Source organism: Mesorhizobium sp. M1A.F.Ca.IN.020.03.2.1 (assembly GCF_004023205.1).
Lineage (GTDB): Bacteria > Pseudomonadota > Alphaproteobacteria > Rhizobiales > Rhizobiaceae > Mesorhizobium.
This window is the reverse complement of the sequence record NZ_RZSV01000110.1, coordinates 1-18619: the sequence shown is the minus strand read 5'-3', so window position 1 is coordinate 18619 and position 18619 is coordinate 1. Positions and strand designations below refer to the sequence as shown.

General features: G+C 63.7%; 14 protein-coding genes and 1 pseudogene. 13 read left to right on the top strand and 2 right to left on the bottom strand.

The genetic code is table 11. The features are described 5' to 3' along the window. The 6 genes from EOA79_RS18245 to ftsH form a co-directional block, all read left to right on the top strand. Positions 1-284, top strand: a 284-nt coding sequence (locus tag EOA79_RS18245) for an energy transducer TonB (RefSeq protein WP_164893877.1), incomplete at its 5' end; no start/stop codon positions are given. Positions 285-363: 79 nt separating this feature from the next. After that, a complete protein-coding gene (gene tolB, locus EOA79_RS18240; protein ID WP_245299761.1) occupies positions 364-1644 on the top strand; it encodes a Tol-Pal system beta propeller repeat protein TolB in 1281 nt (426 codons plus the stop codon). Positions 1645-1961: 317 nt separating this feature from the next. After that, positions 1962-2468 carry a peptidoglycan-associated lipoprotein Pal gene (gene pal / locus EOA79_RS18235; protein WP_067001802.1) on the top strand — a complete coding sequence of 169 codons (507 nt, stop codon included), beginning with the start codon at positions 1962-1964 and terminating at the stop codon, positions 2466-2468. A 270-nt stretch (positions 2469-2738) separates the two neighbouring features. After that, positions 2739-3884 (top strand): tol-pal system protein YbgF, encoded by a 1146-nt coding sequence (gene ybgF / locus EOA79_RS18230; RefSeq protein ID WP_095824084.1) that lies wholly within the window; start codon positions 2739-2741, stop codon positions 3882-3884. A 51-nt stretch (positions 3885-3935) separates the two neighbouring features. Continuing rightward, positions 3936-5327 (top strand): tRNA lysidine(34) synthetase TilS, encoded by a 1392-nt coding sequence (gene tilS, locus EOA79_RS18225; protein WP_095824083.1) that lies wholly within the window; start codon positions 3936-3938, stop codon positions 5325-5327. A gap of 106 nt (positions 5328-5433) precedes the next feature. Further along, complete coding sequence (ftsH, locus tag EOA79_RS18220; RefSeq protein ID WP_067001810.1) at positions 5434-7368, top strand: ATP-dependent zinc metalloprotease FtsH; 1935 nt, start codon at positions 5434-5436, stop codon at positions 7366-7368. A 386-nt stretch (positions 7369-7754) separates the two neighbouring features. Here ftsH and EOA79_RS18215 read toward each other — a convergent pair whose 3' ends face one another. Continuing rightward, positions 7755-8621, bottom strand: a complete 867-nt coding sequence (locus EOA79_RS18215; RefSeq protein WP_095824082.1) for a hypothetical protein — start codon at positions 8619-8621, stop codon at positions 7755-7757. A 365-nt stretch (positions 8622-8986) separates the two neighbouring features. Between EOA79_RS18215 and glmM the strand changes: the two genes are divergently transcribed. From glmM to serA, 5 genes are all read left to right on the top strand, one after another. Beyond that, entirely contained in the window at positions 8987-10339 is a 1353-nt protein-coding gene (gene glmM, locus EOA79_RS18210) for a phosphoglucosamine mutase (RefSeq protein ID WP_095824081.1), read from the top strand. A gap of 216 nt (positions 10340-10555) precedes the next feature. Beyond that, positions 10556-11371: an outer membrane protein gene (locus EOA79_RS18205; protein WP_095824080.1), complete on the top strand. Its 816-nt coding sequence runs from the start codon at positions 10556-10558 to the stop codon at positions 11369-11371. Positions 11372-11577: 206 nt separating this feature from the next. Continuing rightward, positions 11578-12351, top strand: a complete 774-nt coding sequence (locus EOA79_RS18200) for an outer membrane protein (RefSeq protein WP_095824079.1) — start codon at positions 11578-11580, stop codon at positions 12349-12351. A gap of 198 nt (positions 12352-12549) precedes the next feature. After that, positions 12550-13725 carry a phosphoserine transaminase gene (locus EOA79_RS18195; protein ID WP_095824078.1) on the top strand — a complete coding sequence of 392 codons (1176 nt, stop codon included), beginning with the start codon at positions 12550-12552 and terminating at the stop codon, positions 13723-13725. 67 nt (positions 13726-13792) lie between these two features. After that, the gene (gene serA / locus EOA79_RS18190; protein ID WP_067001828.1) at positions 13793-15394 is read left to right on the top strand and encodes a phosphoglycerate dehydrogenase; all 1602 of its coding nucleotides are present in this window, start codon (positions 13793-13795) and stop codon (positions 15392-15394) included. Positions 15395-15435: 41 nt separating this feature from the next. Here serA and EOA79_RS18185 read toward each other — a convergent pair whose 3' ends face one another. Then, positions 15436-16326 (bottom strand): DMT family transporter, encoded by an 891-nt coding sequence (locus tag EOA79_RS18185; RefSeq protein ID WP_067319440.1) that lies wholly within the window; start codon positions 16324-16326, stop codon positions 15436-15438. A 217-nt stretch (positions 16327-16543) separates the two neighbouring features. Here EOA79_RS18185 and EOA79_RS18180 point away from each other — a divergent pair, with 217 nt between their 5' ends. Together EOA79_RS18180 and EOA79_RS32835 are read left to right on the top strand one after the other, a co-directional pair. Next, the gene (locus EOA79_RS18180) at positions 16544-17842 is read left to right on the top strand and encodes an adenylosuccinate synthase (protein WP_095782560.1); all 1299 of its coding nucleotides are present in this window, start codon (positions 16544-16546) and stop codon (positions 17840-17842) included. A 71-nt stretch (positions 17843-17913) separates the two neighbouring features. Continuing rightward, positions 17914-18619 (top strand): annotated as a pseudogene (locus EOA79_RS32835) (hypothetical protein); the annotation flags it as partial.

Sequence of the window (18619 nt, the reverse complement as noted above, 5' to 3'; positions counted from 1 at the left end):
AAGGCGCGCTCGAAGCTCAGCTCGGCGGCTGCTGGACGTTGCCCGTTGGACTGGAAGGTTCGGAGAACTTCGTCGTCGTGGTCCGGTTCAATCTCGATACCAACGGCAAGCTCGACGGCCGCCCGTCGATCGAGCAGTCGAGCGGCAACCGGCAGTTCGACGAAAGCGCAGTGCGCGCGGTTCAAAAATGCGACGTGGCCGGCCTGCAAGTTCCAGCCGGCAAGCAGGATATTTGGAACGACATCCGGGTCACCTTCGACCCAAGGGAGATGCTTGGCCTATAGGCCTTGCGTCCGAACCATCAAAGAAGAGAAGCGAGAAGACATGAGATCTTTCCTCAAGCCGCTCCTGACGATTGCAGCCATGGCGCTGGGCATGACGACCGCCGCCACCTTGCCGGCCTGGGCGCTCGTCGAGCTCAACGTCAACAAGGGCAATGTCGAGCCGCTGCCGATCGCCATCACTGACTTCCAGTCCAATGGTGAGCTCGGCGCCCAGATCACGGAGATCGTCACGGCCGACCTCAAGCGTTCCGGCCTGTTCGCGCCGATCGACAAGAGCGCTTTCATCGAGAAGATCTCCGGCCCGGACGCCACGCCGCGCTTCGATGACTGGAAGGTGATCAATGCGCAGGCGCTGGTCACCGGCAGCGTCGGCAAGGAAGCCGACGGCCGTATCCGCGCCCAGTACCGGCTATGGGACACCTTTGCCGGCCAGCAGATGGCCGGGGAGCAGTTCTTCGCCAATGACGCCAATACCAGGCGCGTCGCCCATATCATCGCCGATGCGATCTACGAGCGGCTGACCGGCGAGAAGGGTTACTTCGATACGCGCGTCGTCTTCGTCGACGAATCCGGCGCCAAGAACGCGCGCAAGAAGCGTCTTGCCATCATGGACCAGGACGGCGCCAACGTCCGCTACCTGTCGGACGGCCGTTCGATCGTGCTGACGCCGCGCTTCTCGCCGAACCGGCAGGAAATCACCTACATGTCCTATGAGAGCGGACAGCCGAAGGTGTATCTGCTGCAGATCGAGACCGGGCAGCGCGAGCTGGTCGGCAATTTCCCCGGCATGACGTTCGCGCCGCGCTTTTCGCCCGATGGCCAGAAGGTGATCATGAGCCTGCTGCGCGATGACGGCAACTCCAACATCTTCGCCATGGATCTGAGAAGCCGTTCGACCACGCGGCTCACCGACTCGACAGCCATCGACACCTCGCCCTCCTATTCGCCCGACGGCTCGCAGATCGTCTTCACCTCCGACCGCGGCGGCGGCAGCGGCCGCTCGCAGATCTACGTTATGGGCGCGGACGGCTCCAACCCGCACCGCATCTCGTTCGGCGACGGCGTCTATTCCACGCCGGTGTGGTCGCCGCGCGGCGACCTCATCGCCTTTACCAAGCAGTCGGGCGGCGAGTTCCAGATCGGCGTCATGAAGACCGATGGTTCGGGCGAGCGCATCCTGTCCTCCGGCTTCCAGCAGGAGGGGCCGACCTGGGCGCCGAACGGTCGCGTGCTGATGTTTTTCCGCGACTCCGCCGGCGGGCCGAAGCTGGTCACGGTGGATCTTACCGGCCGCAACGAGCAGCAGATCCCGACCTCGAACTTCGCCTCGGATCCGGCCTGGTCGCCGCTGCTGGAATAGGCAGAGGAACGGAAGAATTTAAGAACGGGGAACTGAAGAACTGAGGAAAATGGAGGACCCGGGGCGCTGGTAAATTTCAGAGAGAAGCTGGCCTAATTTCTTCCTTCAATTCCTCAGTTCTTCAGTTCCTTAATTCCCCCTTTTTTCATGTTTTGGCCGCATTTCCGCCTACGGTCGCCGCGCATTGTGAGCCTAGCTAAATCGGCCGAGGACGGCGGCTCGAAACGAAAAATTAACCGTGTTTCTTGAATGCCGGTTAACCCAAACGTGGTTACTGGGTGATCAACGAAATCACTCGAATGCGAAGGAGAGGCGGCATGGGCCGTATCGCAGCACTTACCAGAAATCCGGCGATGATCGCGCTGGTGGCGGCTCTGGCCATCACCGGCTGCGCCTCGAAGAAGACCCCGAACAGCGCCGCCGATCTCGGCCTCAACGGCGCCGGCTCTGCCACGCCCGGCTCGGCGCAGGACTTCACCGTCAACATCGGCGACCGCATCTTCTTCGACACCGACTCCTCGTCGATCCGCGCCGACGCGCAGACGACGCTGTCGCGCCAGGCGCAGTGGCTCAACCAGTACAGGCAGTATGCCATCGTCATCGAAGGCCATGCCGACGAGCGCGGCACGCGCGAGTACAATCTGGCGCTGGGCGCCCGCCGCGCCGCTGCCACCCGCGACTTCCTGGTTTCGAAGGGCGTCGCGGCCAACCGTCTGAAGACGATCTCCTACGGCAAGGAACGCCCGGTCGCCGTCTGCGACGACATCTCGTGCTGGTCGCAGAACCGCCGCGCCGTCACCACGCTCTCGGGCGCCGGTTCCTGACGCGCCGCGCCGGAAATCGATATCGATTTTCGGAAACGCTCATAAGCGCCACAGCGTCCTTGGCGCGTCTGACGACGCGCGGCGCTGTGGGCGGCAAAAATACAACATCGCTGAACGAAAGGCGGCCTCCGAGCCGCCTTTTTCATATGCGACAGCTTGAAACAAAATTTGGCCGAAGTCTCGCGTCCTGCTAAGAGCGCGAGGGCGCTTTATCCCCCTCCGATTTGGAAAGGCGCATCGGGCCAACAGATTTTCACGGCGAGAGACATAATGCATTTCAGAACGGTCCTGAGCGGCACGCTTGCGCTGCTGCTCCTATCAAGCATCGCAGGCATCGCCGCACCGGCGGACAGCGGGCAAGCCTCGAACAGCGGCTTCACTTTCCATCTGCCGACGCTGGGCATTTTCGGCGACAAAAAGAAGACCGAGCAGGCGCAAGTCGCCCAGCAGGACGGCGCCGGCATGACCGGTCTGGAGGATCAGATCCGCCAGATGAACGGCAAGCTTGAGGAGCTCAATTTCCAGATCCTGCAAATGCAGGAGCAGATGCGCAAGCAGCAGGAGGACAACGAGTTCCGCTTCCAGCAGCTCGAAGGCGGCTCGCAGGGCGCGAAGCCAACGGGCCAAAAGAAGTCGGAGGCCGCGCCGCAGGACGGCAGCAGCGGCAACACGAATATGGGCGATGCTGGCGCCGGCGACAGCGGCACCGACACCAACGTCGCAACGGCTCCGGCGACGCAAGCTCCGGCCGGCACGGCTCCGCAGGACGGCGGCGGCAAGAGCGTCGGCGACGTCATCGTCGAGTCTCAGACCGGCGACCCGGGCAAGTTGATCACCGGCGCGCCGCCGAAGACCTTCGGCACCATCACCGTCGACAAGAACGGCAATGTCGTCAATGCCGACCCCGCCCCGCAGGCGGGCTCGCAGACGGAAGCTCCCGCGGCTACGGCAAACGCGCCTGCCGCGGAGACCGGCAGCAAGGCTGGCAAAGGCAAGTCCGGCGGCACGGTCATGGCCTCGCTGCCCTCGACCAACAATCCGGACGAACTCTACCGCAACTCCTACCAGTTCATCCTGTCGGGCGACTATCCCACCGCCGAGCAGGGGTTCCGCGACCATATCTCGCGCTTCCCCAAGGACGCCAAGGCGGCGGACGCGCATTACTGGCTGGGCGAATCCCTGCTTGGCCAGCAGAAATACCGCGACGCGGCGGAGGTTTTCCTGGCCGCCAGCAAGGATTATCCGAAGGCCAAGAAGGCGCCCGACATGCTGCTCAAGCTCGGCGTATCGCTGGTCGGCCTCAAGCAGAACGACGTGGCCTGCGCCACTTTCAACGAGATCGGCAAGCGCTACCCGGATGTTTCCGGCACGCTGAAGGAACGCATCAAGCAGGAAAAGGCGCTGGCCTCGTGCTAGCTTGCGTGTCGTTGTCCCAGAATCGGGACCGCTTGTGGACGACGCGCAGTGATGTTCGGTACCGAGACTGACCTTTCGGATCGCCTTTTCCAAGACTTCGACTTCTCCCACGGCGCCGTTGCGGCCGTGTCCGGCGGCAGCGACTCGACCGCCCTTCTCCATCTGCTCAAGCACCACCTCGACCGTACCCTGCCCGCGGCAAGGCTGCTTGCGGTGACGATCGATCATGACCTCAGACCAAGCTCGGCGGCCGAAGCGCAAGCTGTCGCCCGGCTTTGCGCCGAGCACGGCATCGCGCATTGCACGCTCGTCTGGTCCGGCCGCAAGCCATCGACCGGCTTGCCGGCCGCCGCGCGCGAGGCGCGCTACCGGCTGCTGGCCGAGGCAGCCGAAGCGGAAGGCATCCGCACGGTGGTGACCGGACATACCGCCGACGACCAGGCCGAGACCGTGCTGATGCGGCAAGCTCGTGAAGGGGATGCACGCAACGAGGATCCACGCGACGGCCGCGGCCTCGCCGGCATGGCGCCCGCGACGCTCTACGATTGGCGGGTCTGGATCGCCCGCCCGCTGCTCGCCACGCGCCGCGCGGCATTGCGGGAGATGCTGAAGCGTCGCGGCATCGGCTGGACCGAGGATCCGACCAATGTCGACCGGCGCTTCGAGCGGCCGCGCCTGCGCATCTCGCTCACGGGCGGGGCCGGCGAGGCGCGCCTCATGGAAGCAATCGCAAAGGCCGGACAGGCAGCCGCCGAGCGCGAGAACCTCGGCCAGCGTGCGGCGGCGCTGATCGGCGCCTTCGCTAGCCAGCCGGCTCCGGGGCTCATCCGCCTCGATCGCGATTTCGCAAGTGGTGAGGATAGCGAAGCCGCCGTCTATGCATTTCGCATCCTGCTCGCCACGGTCGGCGGCGTCACGTTCCTTGTTGACGAGGCGCGTTGCCGGGCGCTGTTCGAGCATCTGCGGTCGGGGACGCTTTGCGCCACATTGTCGCGGACGGTGGTCGACGCGCGCCGCACCGGCATTTTCCTCCACCGCGAGGCCCGCAATCTGCCCGCGGTTCCGGCTGCTGAGCAGGCCCTATGGGACGGTCGGCGGAGGATCACATTGAGCGACAGGCCGAGCGGGTTGGTGATCGCGCCAGCAGGTCCCGGCGCCGCCAAGCGATTTACCCCGGAAGGCGACGTTCCGGCGAGCTTGCTGCGCAAGGCGCTGGCCGCCGAGCCCGCGCTGTGGCGCGGCGGCGAACGCCTTGATTTGGCTGGCGGTGATGCCGCGCCGGCGGCGACGGCGATGGTTCCTGCGGTGTCGCCCTTCACCCGCTTCCTGCCGTCCTTCGATCTCCGGCCCGCTGCCGCCGTCGCCGCGCTGATCGGCGCGCCACCGCTGCCGCCCTCGCCTTTTCGCGGCCATGATCCCGGCGGAGCATGGGCGAAAGCTTAACCGAGGCATGCTGTTCTGCTTGGCAAGGGGAGACGCTCTCCCTATGTTAGGCCCAAGCCTCCAATCACCATCGTGGGTCCGCGCGCGGACGCCAACAGGACAATAGATGAATCCGAATTATCGCAACCTCGCGCTCTGGGCGATCATAGCGGTCCTGCTCATCGCCTTGTTCAATCTTTTCCAGACGCCGCAGACGCGCGGCGCTTCGAGCGAGATTGCCTATTCGCAGTTCCTGCAGGATGTCTCTTCCGGCCGGGTCAAGAGCGTGACGATCGCCGGCGCCCGTATCTCGGGCAACTACACGGACAACGCCAACGGCTTCCAGACCTATTCGCCGGGCGATCCGTCGCTGGTCTCCAGGCTGCAGGACAAGAACGTCACCATCAACGCGCGGCCTGAAAGCGACGGTTCGAACTCGCTGTTCGGCTATCTGATCTCGTGGCTGCCGATGATCCTGATCCTCGGCGTGTGGATATTCTTCATGCGCCAGATGCAGTCCGGCTCCGGCCGCGCCATGGGCTTCGGCAAGTCGAAGGCGAAGTTGCTCACCGAGGCGCATGGCCGCGTCACCTTCCAGGACGTCGCCGGCGTCGACGAGGCCAAGGAGGACCTGGAGGAGATCGTCGAGTTCCTGCGCGATCCGCAGAAGTTCCAGCGGCTCGGCGGCAAGATCCCGCGCGGCGTGCTGCTGGTCGGCCCTCCCGGAACCGGCAAGACGCTGCTCGCCCGCTCCGTCGCAGGCGAGGCCAACGTGCCGTTCTTCACCATCTCCGGCTCGGATTTCGTCGAGATGTTCGTCGGCGTCGGCGCAAGCCGGGTGCGCGACATGTTCGACCAGGCCAAGAAGAACGCCCCCTGCATCATCTTCATCGACGAAATCGACGCCGTCGGCCGCCATCGCGGCGCCGGCCTCGGCGGCGGCAATGACGAGCGCGAGCAGACGCTGAACCAGCTGCTGGTCGAGATGGACGGCTTCGAGTCCAACGAAAGCATCATCCTGATCGCCGCCACCAACCGGCCCGACGTGCTCGACCCGGCGCTGCTCAGGCCGGGCCGCTTCGACCGCCAGGTGGTCGTGCCGAACCCCGACATCGTCGGCCGCGAGAAGATCCTCAAGGTGCATGTGCGCAATGTGCCGCTGGCGCCCAATGTCGACCTCAAGGTCATCGCGCGCGGCACGCCCGGCTTCTCCGGCGCCGACCTGATGAACCTGGTCAACGAATCCGCGCTGATGGCGGCGCGTCGCAACAAGCGGCTCGTCACCATGGCCGAGTTCGAGGACGCCAAGGACAAGATCATGATGGGCGCCGAGCGCCGCTCGTCGGCGATGACGCAGGCCGAGAAGGAGCTGACCGCCTATCACGAGGCCGGCCACGCCATCCTGGCGCTCAACGTGCCGACGGCCGATCCGCTGCACAAGGCGACCATCATCCCGCGCGGCCGCGCGCTCGGCATGGTCATGCAGCTGCCGGAAGGCGACCGCTATTCGATGAGCTACAAATACATGATCTCGAGGCTGGCGATCATGATGGGCGGCCGCGTCGCCGAGGAGTTCAAGTTCGGTAAGGAGAACATCACCTCCGGCGCCTCCTCCGACATCGAGCAGGCGACCAAGCTGGCGCGCGCCATGGTCACGCGGTGGGGCTTCTCCGACAAGCTCGGCCATGTCGCCTATGGCGACAACCAGGAAGAGGTCTTCCTCGGCCATTCGGTGGCGCGCCAGCAGAACATCTCGGAAGAGACCGCGCAGATCATCGACGCCGAGGTGCGCCGGCTGATCGACGATGCCTATTCCACCGCCAAGACCGTGCTGACCAAGAAGAAGAAGGACTGGATCGCGCTGGCCGAAGGGCTGCTCGAATACGAGACCCTGACCGGCGAGGAGATCAAGCAGCTGATCGCCGGCCACAAGCCCGCCCGCGACCTTGGCGACGACACGCCGCCCAGCCGCGGCTCGGCTGTGCCGAAAGCCGGCACCGGCGGCCGTCGCAAGAAGGGCCCCGAGCCCGAAGGCGGCATGGAGCCGCAGCCGCAGGGCTAAGGCTCGATCGAAAACGAAACATAAAAAACGACGCCGCGGCTCAGACCGCGGCGTTGTTGTTTGGGAGCTCACAGACGGATTGGCGAGTCGCTCGCGGACCGCACCTGCAAGATCGGCGTCCGGCGCAAGCGCCAATCTTCCTTCTGGCTCATCACGCTTCTGGCCTCGCATGGCACCCCGAACCTCCCGCGCAAAACGCACGAAACTGTTCGCGATGTCTTCGCACACCTGTTCGCGATGTCCTCAGTCCATATAGGGGGAGATTGGTAGCTTCGCCGGCGGGGGTTCTTTTGCGGCGCCGATATGCCTCTTTAAGCGCGTCCAACGAAAAAGCCCGCGCATCTCGCGATGCGCGAGCCTTGGTCTTGGAGGTAAGCGCTGAGCGATCAGCTCTTCAGCTTGGCGTTGCAGAGGCTGTAGAAGCCGCCGCCCTTCTGGATCCACCGCAGGCCGTTCAGCGTGTTGGCGTCCTTGTTGGCATAGTACTGCTCGAGGCAGGTGTGCATGCGGGCCTTGGCCGGCGTCTCGTTGGCGAATTTCGGCGAGATGGCGGTCGGGAAGGTCACGCCCTTCGGCGCAGCCACGCTGGGCTTTGCCGGTTCCTTGGTGAAAGTCGCCTCGGTCGGAGCCGGCACGGTGTCGTCGTCGTCGCCGGCGCCGCATTCGGCCTTGCGGAAGTCGTTCCACTTCATGCCGTTGAGCTTGTTGGCGGTCTTGGCAGCCTGGTACTTGCTGCTGCATTCGGCCATGGTCAGACCCTTGGCCGAACCACCGTCAGCGGCAGCGGTGGAAGTCTTGCTGGCGGCAGGTTTGGCGGCCGCCGCGGCAGTGGCGCCGGGGCCGCATTCAGCCTTGCGGAAATCGTTCCACTTCATGCCGTTCAGCGTGCCGGCCGCCTTAGCGGCCTGATACTTGGTGCTGCATTCCTTTGCGGTCAGGCCCTTGGCCGTGTCGTCCGAGGCAGCTGCCGTCTTTGCCTTCTTGGTGTCAGAAGCCTTGGTCTCGGTCGCAGCCTTGGTCTCAGTCGCCGCCTTGGTGTCGGTCGCCGCCTTGGTGTCGGTCGTGGCGGAAGCGTCGCTGCCGCACTGGGCCTTGCGGAACTGGTTCCAGGTCTGGCCATTGAGCGTTCCGGCGTCCTTGGCCGCGTTGTACTTGGTGCTGCACTCGGCCATGGTCAGCGCGTTGGCCGGCGCCGCCAGGAACAGGGTTGCGACGGCGATGCCCGTCAATGTTGCAAGTCTATGAATAAGCATGGCGTTTTTCTCCCTTGCTGCCGCCAAATGGTGCCTATACCAAATCAATAGCTCTCAACTTCGGGCTGCGCCAGATGCTTCCCGCGCGGATGCCCTCACAAAGTGTGTTCCTGCCGACAAGGTGCTAAATTGCTGGCGCTCGGTTCGAGCAAATAAGGTTTTCCCAACCGTGTCGGGCGGAAAAGCTGTCTGGGCTTCTATATTCCCGCTACAACGAGAGGTCGTGGCAGGCTGCCGAATCACTTGACCGGTCTGCGACAATGATTTTCTAAGGAATAGTAATATATAATCACGAAACGTGATGATCGGATGCGGCCCAATTGTGGCAATACGGGCGGCTGAAACCGACGGGGACTTTGGCAGGTATGGCAGGGCAGTATTTCGGCACCGACGGCATTCGCGGACGCGCCAACAAGTTTCCCATGACGGCCGAGGTGGCCATGCGGGTGGGTATGGCCGCCGGCCTTTCTTTCCAGCGGGGCAACCATCGGCACCGCGTCGTGCTCGGCAAGGACACGCGGCTTTCCGGCTACATGATCGAGAACGCGATGGTGTCAGGCCTGTGCGCCGCCGGCATGGACGTGTTCCTGCTCGGGCCGATTCCGACACCGGCGGTCGCCATGCTGGTGCGCTCGCTGCGCGCCGACATCGGGGTGATGATCTCGGCCTCGCATAACCCCTATTACGACAACGGCATCAAGCTGTTCGGCCCCGACGGCTATAAGCTCTCCGACGAGATCGAGGAGCGAATCGAAGGCATGCTCGACAAGGACATCGAGTTGTCGCTTGCCGATTCCGACGGGCTGGGGCGTGCCAAGCGCGTCGACGGCGTCCACGACCGCTATATCGAATTCGCCAAGCGCACGCTGCCGCGCTCGATGTCGCTTTCCGGGCTTCGGATCGTCGTCGATTGCGCGAACGGCGCCTCATACAAGGTGGCGCCGGAGGCGCTGTGGGAGCTCGGCGCCGAGGTGGTCGCCATCAATGTCGAGCCGAACGGCTTCAACATCAACAAGGAGTGCGGCTCGACCCATCCGGCCGGCCTGCAGAAGAAGGTGCACGAGGTGCGCGCCGATATCGGCATCGCGCTCGACGGCGACGCCGACCGTGTGGTCATCGTCGACGAGAACGGCGCCATCGTCGACGGCGACCAGATCATGGCGCTGATCGCCGAGTCCTGGCACCAGAGCGGACGGCTGGCCGGCGGCGGCGTCGTCTCGACGGTGATGTCCAATCTCGGTCTTGAGCGTTTCCTTAGCGACATGAAGCTGCAGCTGCACCGCACCAAGGTCGGCGACCGCTATGTCGTCGAGCACATGCGCGCGCACGGCCTCAATGTCGGCGGGGAGCAGTCCGGCCATATTGTGCTGTCCGATTTCTCGACCACCGGCGACGGCCTGGTTTCGGCGCTGCAGGTGCTGGCCTGCATCAAGCGGCAGAACCGGCCGGTCAGCGAGCTGTCGAAAAAGTTCGAGCCGGTGCCTCAGCTTCTGAAGAACGTCCGCATCTCCGGCGGCAAGCCGCTGGAGGAGGCGCCGGTCAAGGCAGCCATCGAGGAAGGGCGCAACCGCCTGGGCAAGGCCGGCCGCCTCGTTATCCGGCCGTCCGGCACCGAGCCGCTCATCCGCGTCATGGCCGAAGGCGACGATCCGCAGCTGGTCGAGGCCGTCGTCAACGAGATCGTCGGCATCATCTCGGATACCCGCAGCGCCGCCTGATCGCCGCCGCAAAGCGGACGATCGCATCTGCAAGCCCGCCGCCAGGCGGGCTTTTTCGCGCGCTCACAACACCCCGGACAACGGAATACCCTCTAAAATTGTAGGCATTCGTGGTTAATCAGTACGGTTAAACGGCTTTTAACCTTTGCAATTCATTATCCACGCCGAGGTTCATCTTCGGGCGATGTCGTCCCGAGGCTTCTTAGGGGTGACAGCATGTTCGATACCGCAAGAATGGCACTGTTTGCCGCGCTGTTGGCGGGAGTGGCCGGACCGGCCCTCGCCGCCGACCTGTGGGAACCACCGCCGGTGGAGGAAGCTCCGCCGCCGGTGGTCGAGGCGCAGCCGATCGACGTCGGCGGCTGGTATATTCGCGGCGACATCGACTACCACAAGTCGACCTTGCGCGGCATCGACTACATTACATACGGGCCACCGCCCGGCACCAACGATTTCGATTTCGGCAAGCTGAAGGGCGGCTTCTCGCTCGGCGGCGGCGTCGGCTACAAGATCAATGATTACTTCCGAACCGATCTGACGGCCGACTATTGGTTCAAGTCGGACTTCAACGGCCAGACCTCGGACCTCGTCACGACATCAACCGAGGTGTCGAGGATGAGCGCGCTGCTGCTGTTGGCCAATGCCTATGTCGATATCGGCACCTATCACGGTATCACGCCTTACGTCGGCGCCGGCATCGGCGGTGCGCACGTCAAGTGGGACACGGTCCACGATCCGAACACCACAGAAACCAACCCGGGTTCGTCCAACTGGCGCTTCGCCTATGCGCTCATGGCCGGCGCTTCCTACTGCCTGACCGACAGGGTGATCCTCGACGCAGGCTACCGCTTCACTCACATCCAGGGCGGGCGCATGTTCGAGTTCGATTCGACGAGTTCCGGGCCGGGGTTCGACCACGGCATCAACACGCATGAGGTGCGCGGCGGTCTGCGCTACCAATTCGGCGGCAACAATGGGTGCACTACACCGGTGGCCTACCAGCCTGAGCCGGAGCCGATCTACACCAAGTAGCCGCTTCGAGATCCTGAAATTCTGCCAATCGCCCGGCGCCAGCCGGGCGATTTTCTTTTGTGGGTGGCCGGCAAAACAGCATCGAAATCAATTCGGTAACCCCCTGTTATCCTTAACCGGCACTTAACCACTATGGTTAACAATGCTCCTGAAACGGCAGCTGTGCTCGCGTTCGCGACTGGCGCCAATCTCAGGAGCCGGGGACCATGACATCAAAATCGTGTATCGCACTGGCGCTCGCCGCAATCGTGCTGATGCCGGCGACACAGGCGGTGTCGGCCGACTACGATCCGCCGATCTATGTCGATCAGGCGCCGGATTATCAGCCGGTCGAGGTAGGCTCCGGCTGGTACCTCCGCGGCGACGTCTCCTATCTGGTGGAGAAGAGCTTCAGGAATGAGGATTTCGCCTCCCCGCCGGGGAGCTTCAGCGACAAAGAAGACCCGATCTTTGCGAGTATAGGCTTCGGCTACCATTTCACCGATTACCTGCGTGCTGATTTCAATTTCGGTTATCTGCCGGGCAACAGGGTCAGTGTCGGCTACGATGACACATTGATCGTGACACCGCCGGCCACGGCAACCGTGGCATCCGCGACCCTCAAGAATTATGCATTCTCGGGCATTCTCAACGGTTACGTCGACCTTGGTACCTATATCGGCGTTACACCTTATGTTGGAGCGGGTCTCGGCATTGTGCGGAGCAAGTACAATCTTTCAGCGAGCTATTTCACCGACAACGCTGATCCCTCCGATGATTTCACCCAAACCGATAACAAGACGAAGTATTCACTTGCGTACACCTTGAATGCAGGTTTTGCTTACCAGGTCTCAAAGAATGTGCTGATAGATCTGGGATATCAGTATTTCTCAGCGCCAGATGCTGAATATGCGACAGCCGACAGCCTGACTTCCTACTCGATCCGAAAGGGGATCAGCAATCACCAGGTCAAGCTCGGGCTGCGCTACGATCTTTGGTAAGCGAGGGAACTCGGAAATTGCCGCCGGCGGGTCGAACGGGTCCGCCGTTCTTTTTCGTTTCCGGCGCGTGGTGCCGTCAGACAAATATCCCGACAGCGACAAAAACTTTGCTCTTGACGCCGGAAGGCTGAAAGCATATCGCCGTCCGTGGGCCACCCCTCCCCAACGAGGGGCCACTATCTGGAAGGATAGACCACGATGACGACGCTTACCAAGCCCGGACTCCGTCCGGCAAACCCCAATTTCTCCTCAGGTCCCTGTGCAAAACGCCCCAGCTGGTCGGTCGAGGCGCTGAAAGCTGCTGCGCTCGGACGCTCTCACCGCGCCAAAATCGGCAAGGGCAAGCTCGAGCAGGCGATCGAGCTGACGCGCGAAATCCTCGAGGTCCCGGCCGGCTACCGGATCGGCATCGTGCCGGCATCCGATACCGGCGCGGTCGAGATGGCACTGTGGTCGCTGCTTGGCGAGCGCGGCGTCGACATGGTCGCCTGGGAAAGTTTCGGTTCCGGCTGGGTGACCGATGTCGTCAAGCAGCTCAAGCTCGCCGATGTGCGCAAGTTCGAGGCCGGCTACGGCGTGTTGCCGGATCTGACGCAGATCGATTTCGATCGCGACGTGGTCTTCACCTGGAACGGCACGACCTCCGGCGTGCGCGTGCCGGACGGCGATTTCATTCCGACCGACCGCAAGGGTCTCACCATCTGCGACGCCACCTCGGCGGCGTTCGCGCAGCGGCTCGACTTCGATAAACTCGACGTCGTCACCTTCTCCTGGCAGAAGGTGCTGGGCGGCGAGGGCGCGCACGGCATGCTGATCCTCAGCCCGCGCGCCGTCGAGCGGCTGGAAACCTACAAGCCGGCCTGGCCGCTGCCGAAGATCTTCCGCCTGACTTCCGGCGGCAAGCTGATCGAGGGCATCTTTAAGGGCGAGACCATCAACACGCCGTCGATGCTGTGCGTCGAGGACTATCTCGATGCGCTTCAATGGGCGAAGTCGATCGGCGGCCTGGAAGCGCTGATCGCCCGCGCCGACGCCAACGCCGCGGTGCTGGACCGGTTCGTGGCCAGGTCGTCGTGGCTCGGCCATCTGGCCGTCGATCCGGCGACGCGCTCGAACACTTCCGTGTGCCTGTCCTTCACCGATCCGGACGTGGCGGCGCTCGATGCCGAGGGTCAGGCGGCTTTCGCCAAGGGTATCGTCTCGGCGCTCGACAGGGAAGGTGTCGCCTACGACATCGGCTCCTACCGCGATGCGCCGCCCGGCCTTCGCATCTGGTGCGGCGCGACCGTCGAGACCTCCGATCTCGAAGCACTGCTGCCCTGGCTCGACTGGGCCTTCGCCATGCAGAAGGCGTCGCTGAAAGCGGCCGCCTGAGTCATTCGCGGCGGCCTTCGGGCCGCCGATCCCAAACGGATCAATCCCATTCTTCAAGGAGGCCGCCATGGCGCCCCGCGTTCTCGTCTCGGATAAACTTTCAACCACCGCCGTGCAGATCTTCAAGGACCGCGGCATCGAGGTCGACTACCTGCCCGATCTCGGCAAGGACAAGGAAAAGCTTCTCGAAGTGATCGGCCAGTATGACGGCCTCGCCATCCGCTCGGCGACCAAGGTCACCGAGAAGCTGATCAATGCCGCCACCAGGCTCAAGGTCGTCGGCCGCGCCGGCATCGGCGTCGACAATGTCGACATTCCGGCGGCTAGCCGGAAAGGCATCATCGTGATGAACACGCCCTTCGGCAATTCGATCACCACGGCCGAGCATGCCGTTGCGATGATCTTCGCGCTGGCGCGCCAAATCCCGGAGGCCAACGCCTCGACGCATGCGGGAAAATGGGAGAAGAACCGCTTCATGGGCGTCGAGATCACCGGCAAGACGCTGGGCGTGATCGGCTGCGGCAATATCGGCTCGATCGTCGCGACGCGCGGCGTCGGCCTGAAGATGCATGTCGTGGCTTTCGATCCGTTCCTGTCGGACAGCCGCGCTGAAGAGCTCGGCGTCGAGAAGGTCGAGCTCGACGAGCTTTTCGCGCGCGCCGACTTCATAACCTTGCACACGCCGCTGACCGACAAGACGCGCAACATCATCGATGCGGCCGCGATCGCCAAGATGAAGGACGGCGTGCGAATCATCAATTGCGCGCGCGGCGGGCTGGTCGTCGAGGCCGACCTGGTCGCGGCGCTGAAGAGCGGCAAGGTGGCCGGCGCCGGCGTCGATGTTTTCGAGGCCGAGCCGGCGGAGAACAATCCGCTGTTCGGCATGCAGAATGTCGTGGCAACCCCGCATCTCGGCGCCTCGACCACCGAGGCGCAGGAGAACGTTGCGCTGCAAGTGGCCGAGCAGATGGCCGATTACCTGATCAAGGGCGCCGTTTCCAACGCCATCAACATGCCCTCGATCACCGCCGAGGAAGCGCCCCGACTGAAACCCTTCGTCAAGCTGGCCGAGGTGCTCGGCGCCTTTGTCGGCCAGGTCACCGAAGATCCGATCAAGGAGGTGGAGATACTGTTCGACGGCTCGACCGCGACGATGAACACGCGCGCGCTGGTGAGCGCCACTCTTGCCGGCCTGATCCGGCCGCAGGTCTCCGACGTCAACATGGTGTCGGCGCCGATCATGGTGAAGGAGCGCGGCATTATCGTCGCCGAGGTCAAGCGCGACAAATCTGGCGTCTTCGACGGCTACATCAAGCTCACCGTCAAGACCGAGCATATGACGCGCTCGATCGCCGGGACCTGCTTCTCGGACGGCAAGCCGCGCTTCATCCAGATCAAGGGCATCAACCTCGATGCCGAGGTCGGCCAGCACATGCTCTACACGACCAATGCCGACGCGCCCGGCATCATCGGCCTGCTCGGCACCGTCTGCGGTGAGAACGGCGTCAACATCGCCAACTTCCAGCTCGGCCGCAACCGGCCGGGCGGCGATGCGATCGCGCTGCTCTATCTCGACGCACCCTTCCCGGAAAGGGTGCTCGATCAACTGCGGGCGCACCAATCGATCGATTCGGCCAAACCGCTGCACTTCGATGTCGGCGCCGCCTGAAAGATCATGCCCCGCATGCTTCGGCATGCGGGGCATTTCCCCTACAGAACGGCCCTGCTGCCACTGTATTCGGCCAGCGCGATGCCTCCGAGCACGAGCGCAAGCGCAAGACCCTGATAGAATTGGAACTGCTCGCCGACGATCAGCACCGAAAGCAGGGTGCCGAAGATTGGCACCAGATTGATGAACAGTCCGGCGCGATTGGCGCCGATCAGCTCGTTGCCCTTGATGTAGAAGATCTGCGAGACGACGGACGCGCCGAGCGCGGTGTAGAACGCGACCGCCCATCCTCGCGCGTCCGGGACGATGACGCGGCCCGCCGCCACTTCCCAGACAAAGAACGGCACCGAGGTCAAAAGCGCGGCGAGCGACAGAGCCAGCATGAAGCTTTGCCAGCGAACGGCCGGCTTCAGGCGCAGCCCCACCGAATAGAGGCTGTAGCAGAGGACCGCGACCAGCATGATGGCGTCGCCGAAATTGAGCTCGAGCTTCAGCAGCTGGCCGAGGTCGCCATGGCTCGCGGTCAGGGCGACGCCGAGGATGGTGAGCGCGACGCCGACGATCTGCAGGCGCTGCACGTGCAGCCTAAACAGCACGAAGTTGGCGAGGATGATGACGATCGGTATGGCGGCCTGCTCGATCGAGACATTGATGGCGGTCGTGTAGTTCAGCGCCGTGTAGAAGATGACGTTGAACACCGTGAAGCCGCAGGCGCCGAGGCCGGCGACCAGCAGCCAATGCCGGCGCAGTTCAGGCCAGTCCTCGCGAAACGTCCGCCAGCCGACGGGCAGCATGATCAGCACCGCCAGCACCCAGCGCAGGAAAACCAACGTCATCGGCGACACATGGCCGACGGCAAGCTTGCCGGCCACGGAATTGCCGCCCCACAGCAGCATGGTGGAGAGCAGGAACAGATAGGCGGCTCGATGCATCGCTTAATCCTGGACCGGCAGGCGCGGTGGAAGAAGGATGCCGGCCTATTGCGATGGCGAGGCCAAGTAAATGATGCGAAAGCCGGAATTTGTTGTGCCTGGTTTGTTGTGCCCTGGGTGGTTTCGGGGACAAAGAAGGGGTCGCATCGGCCTGCACATGAGGCTATAGAGGCCTGTCGTTTCAAGCCGCCAAGGCGGCATCTCAAGGGAAAAGAACATGGCCAATGTGGTGGTCGTCGGCTCGCAGTGGGGCGACGAAGGCAAGGGCAAGATCGTCGACTGGCTGTCGGAGCGCGCCGACGTGGTCGTGCGCTTCCAGGGCGGCCACAATGCAGGTCATACCCTGGTCGTCGACGGCAAGGTCTACAAGCTTTCGCTCTTGCCGTCCGGCGTGGTCAGAGAGGGCAAGCTGTCGATCATCGGCAACGGGGTGGTCTTCGATCCGCACGCCTTCGTCGCGGAAGTCAAGAAGCTCAAGGAGCAGGGCGTGGAGGTGACGCCCGAACGCCTGAAAATCGCCGAAAACACCGCGCTTATCCTGTCGCTGCACCGGGAGCTAGACGGGTTCCGCGAAGACGCCGCCTCGAATTCCGGAACCAAGATTGGCACGACCCGCCGCGGCATCGGCCCCGCATATGAGGACAAGGTGGGCCGGCGTGCGGTGCGGGTGATGGATCTGGCGGATTTGGAAACGCTTCCCCTGAAGGTCGACAGGCTGCTCACGCATCATAATGCGCTGCGCCGCGGGCTCGGCCATCCGGAAGCGACCCAGGAGGCGATCATGCAGGAGCTGACCTCGGTGGCCGGCGAGATCCTGCCTTACATGGACCGCGTCTGGAAGGTGCTCGACGACAAGCGCCGCGCGGGTGCGCGCATCCTGTTCGAGGGCGCGCAAGGCACGCTGCTCGATATCGACCACGGCACCTATCCCTTCGTCACCTCATCCAACACCGTGGCAGGGCAAGCGGCCGCCGGCTCCGGCACCGGCCCCGGCGCGATCGGCTATGTGCTCGGCATCACCAAGGCCTATACGACGCGCGTCGGCGAAGGGCCGTTCCCGACCGAGCAGAAGAATGAGGTCGGCGAGTTCCTCGGCACGCGCGGCCACGAATTCGGCGTCGTCACCGGCCGCAAGCGCCGCTGCGGCTGGTTCGACGCCGTGCTGGTGCGCCAGGCGGTGGCCGTCAACGGCATCAAGGGCATCGCGCTCACCAAGCTCGACGTGCTCGACGGGCTGGACGAGATCAAGGTCTGCACCGGCTATCGTCTCGATGGCGAGTTGATCGACTATCTGCCGGCCAGCCAGGGCGCCCAGTCGCGCGTCGAGCCGGTCTATGAGACGCTCGAAGGCTGGAAGGGAACGACGGCCGGCGCCAGGAGCTGGAACGATCTGCCGGCGCAAGCCGTCAAATATGTCCGCCACATCGAGGAGCTGATCGGCGCCCCGGTTGCACTGCTTTCCACCAGCCCGGAGCGGGACGACACGATACTTGTGACCGATCCGTTTCAAGACTAGTTTCACAGCGCTTCCAGGCGCTACGGCTGATTTGCGGCCGGCCCGGGAAAGAATTGCAGGTCGACTGACGCATGGCAGATTTCGTTGGTGTTCTGAAAAAACAGCTTGCGAAGCACAGCGAGCCCTCGCCCGAGTTGCGCAAGCGGATTTACGAGAATGCTCGTGAGATGCTGGCGAAGAAACTCGCGAACTATTCTCCGCCGTTGTCGGCCGAGGTCATCAGCAAGCAGAAACGTTCGCTCGAAGATGCCGTCGCCAGCGTCGAGCGCGAGTATGCCAAGCCTGCTCCGGCGCCCAAGCCGGCTCCAGCGGAAGATCCCCTGGCGGAGCTGGAACATATTTTTTCCTCGATCGACCGCAACAAGAACCAGCCGAGCCACGTCCGGCAGCCGTCGGTGGCGAAGCCCGAACCTGCCAAGCCGGAGCCCTTCAAGCCGGAGCCCTTCAAGACGGCGCCCGCACCGGCGCCGGTGAAGGCGGAACCGAGCTGGCAAGGCGCAGCAAAGACGGAACCAAGCTGGCAAGGGGCAACGAAGACTGAGCCCGGCGGCTGGCACAAGGTGCCCGCGGCACCGCCGCCCATGCCCTCGCCGCGCGAGGACGATGTCGGCCTGCCCGGGATGAACGCCGCCGAACCGGACGAGGACAGCGATGTCTTTGCCAATGACGAGCAGCCGCTGGAAAGTATCGGCCGGCTGCTCGTCATTTGCAAAGACATCGCTGTCCTCGTCCGGTTCGGCGGCGTTCATCCCGGGCAGGCCGACATCGTCCTCGCTC

Coding starts and splice junctions, on each gene's coding strand:
- EOA79_RS18195 (WP_095824078.1), top strand. CDS start 12,550: ATGACGACGCTTACCAAGCCCGGACTCCGTCCGGCAAACCCCAATTTC.
- EOA79_RS18180 (WP_095782560.1), top strand. CDS start 16,544: ATGGCCAATGTGGTGGTCGTCGGCTCGCAGTGGGGCGACGAAGGCAAG.
- serA (WP_067001828.1), top strand. CDS start 13,793: ATGGCGCCCCGCGTTCTCGTCTCGGATAAACTTTCAACCACCGCCGTG.
- tilS (WP_095824083.1), top strand. CDS start 3,936: ATGTTCGGTACCGAGACTGACCTTTCGGATCGCCTTTTCCAAGACTTC.
- glmM (WP_095824081.1), top strand. CDS start 8,987: ATGGCAGGGCAGTATTTCGGCACCGACGGCATTCGCGGACGCGCCAAC.
- EOA79_RS18200 (WP_095824079.1), top strand. CDS start 11,578: ATGACATCAAAATCGTGTATCGCACTGGCGCTCGCCGCAATCGTGCTG.
- EOA79_RS18185 (WP_067319440.1), bottom strand. CDS start 16,326: ATGCATCGAGCCGCCTATCTGTTCCTGCTCTCCACCATGCTGCTGTGG.
- ybgF (WP_095824084.1), top strand. CDS start 2,739: ATGCATTTCAGAACGGTCCTGAGCGGCACGCTTGCGCTGCTGCTCCTA.
- tolB (WP_245299761.1), top strand. CDS start 364: ATGGCGCTGGGCATGACGACCGCCGCCACCTTGCCGGCCTGGGCGCTC.
- ftsH (WP_067001810.1), top strand. CDS start 5,434: ATGAATCCGAATTATCGCAACCTCGCGCTCTGGGCGATCATAGCGGTC.
- EOA79_RS18215 (WP_095824082.1), bottom strand. CDS start 8,621: ATGCTTATTCATAGACTTGCAACATTGACGGGCATCGCCGTCGCAACC.
- pal (WP_067001802.1), top strand. CDS start 1,962: ATGGGCCGTATCGCAGCACTTACCAGAAATCCGGCGATGATCGCGCTG.
- EOA79_RS18205 (WP_095824080.1), top strand. CDS start 10,556: ATGTTCGATACCGCAAGAATGGCACTGTTTGCCGCGCTGTTGGCGGGA.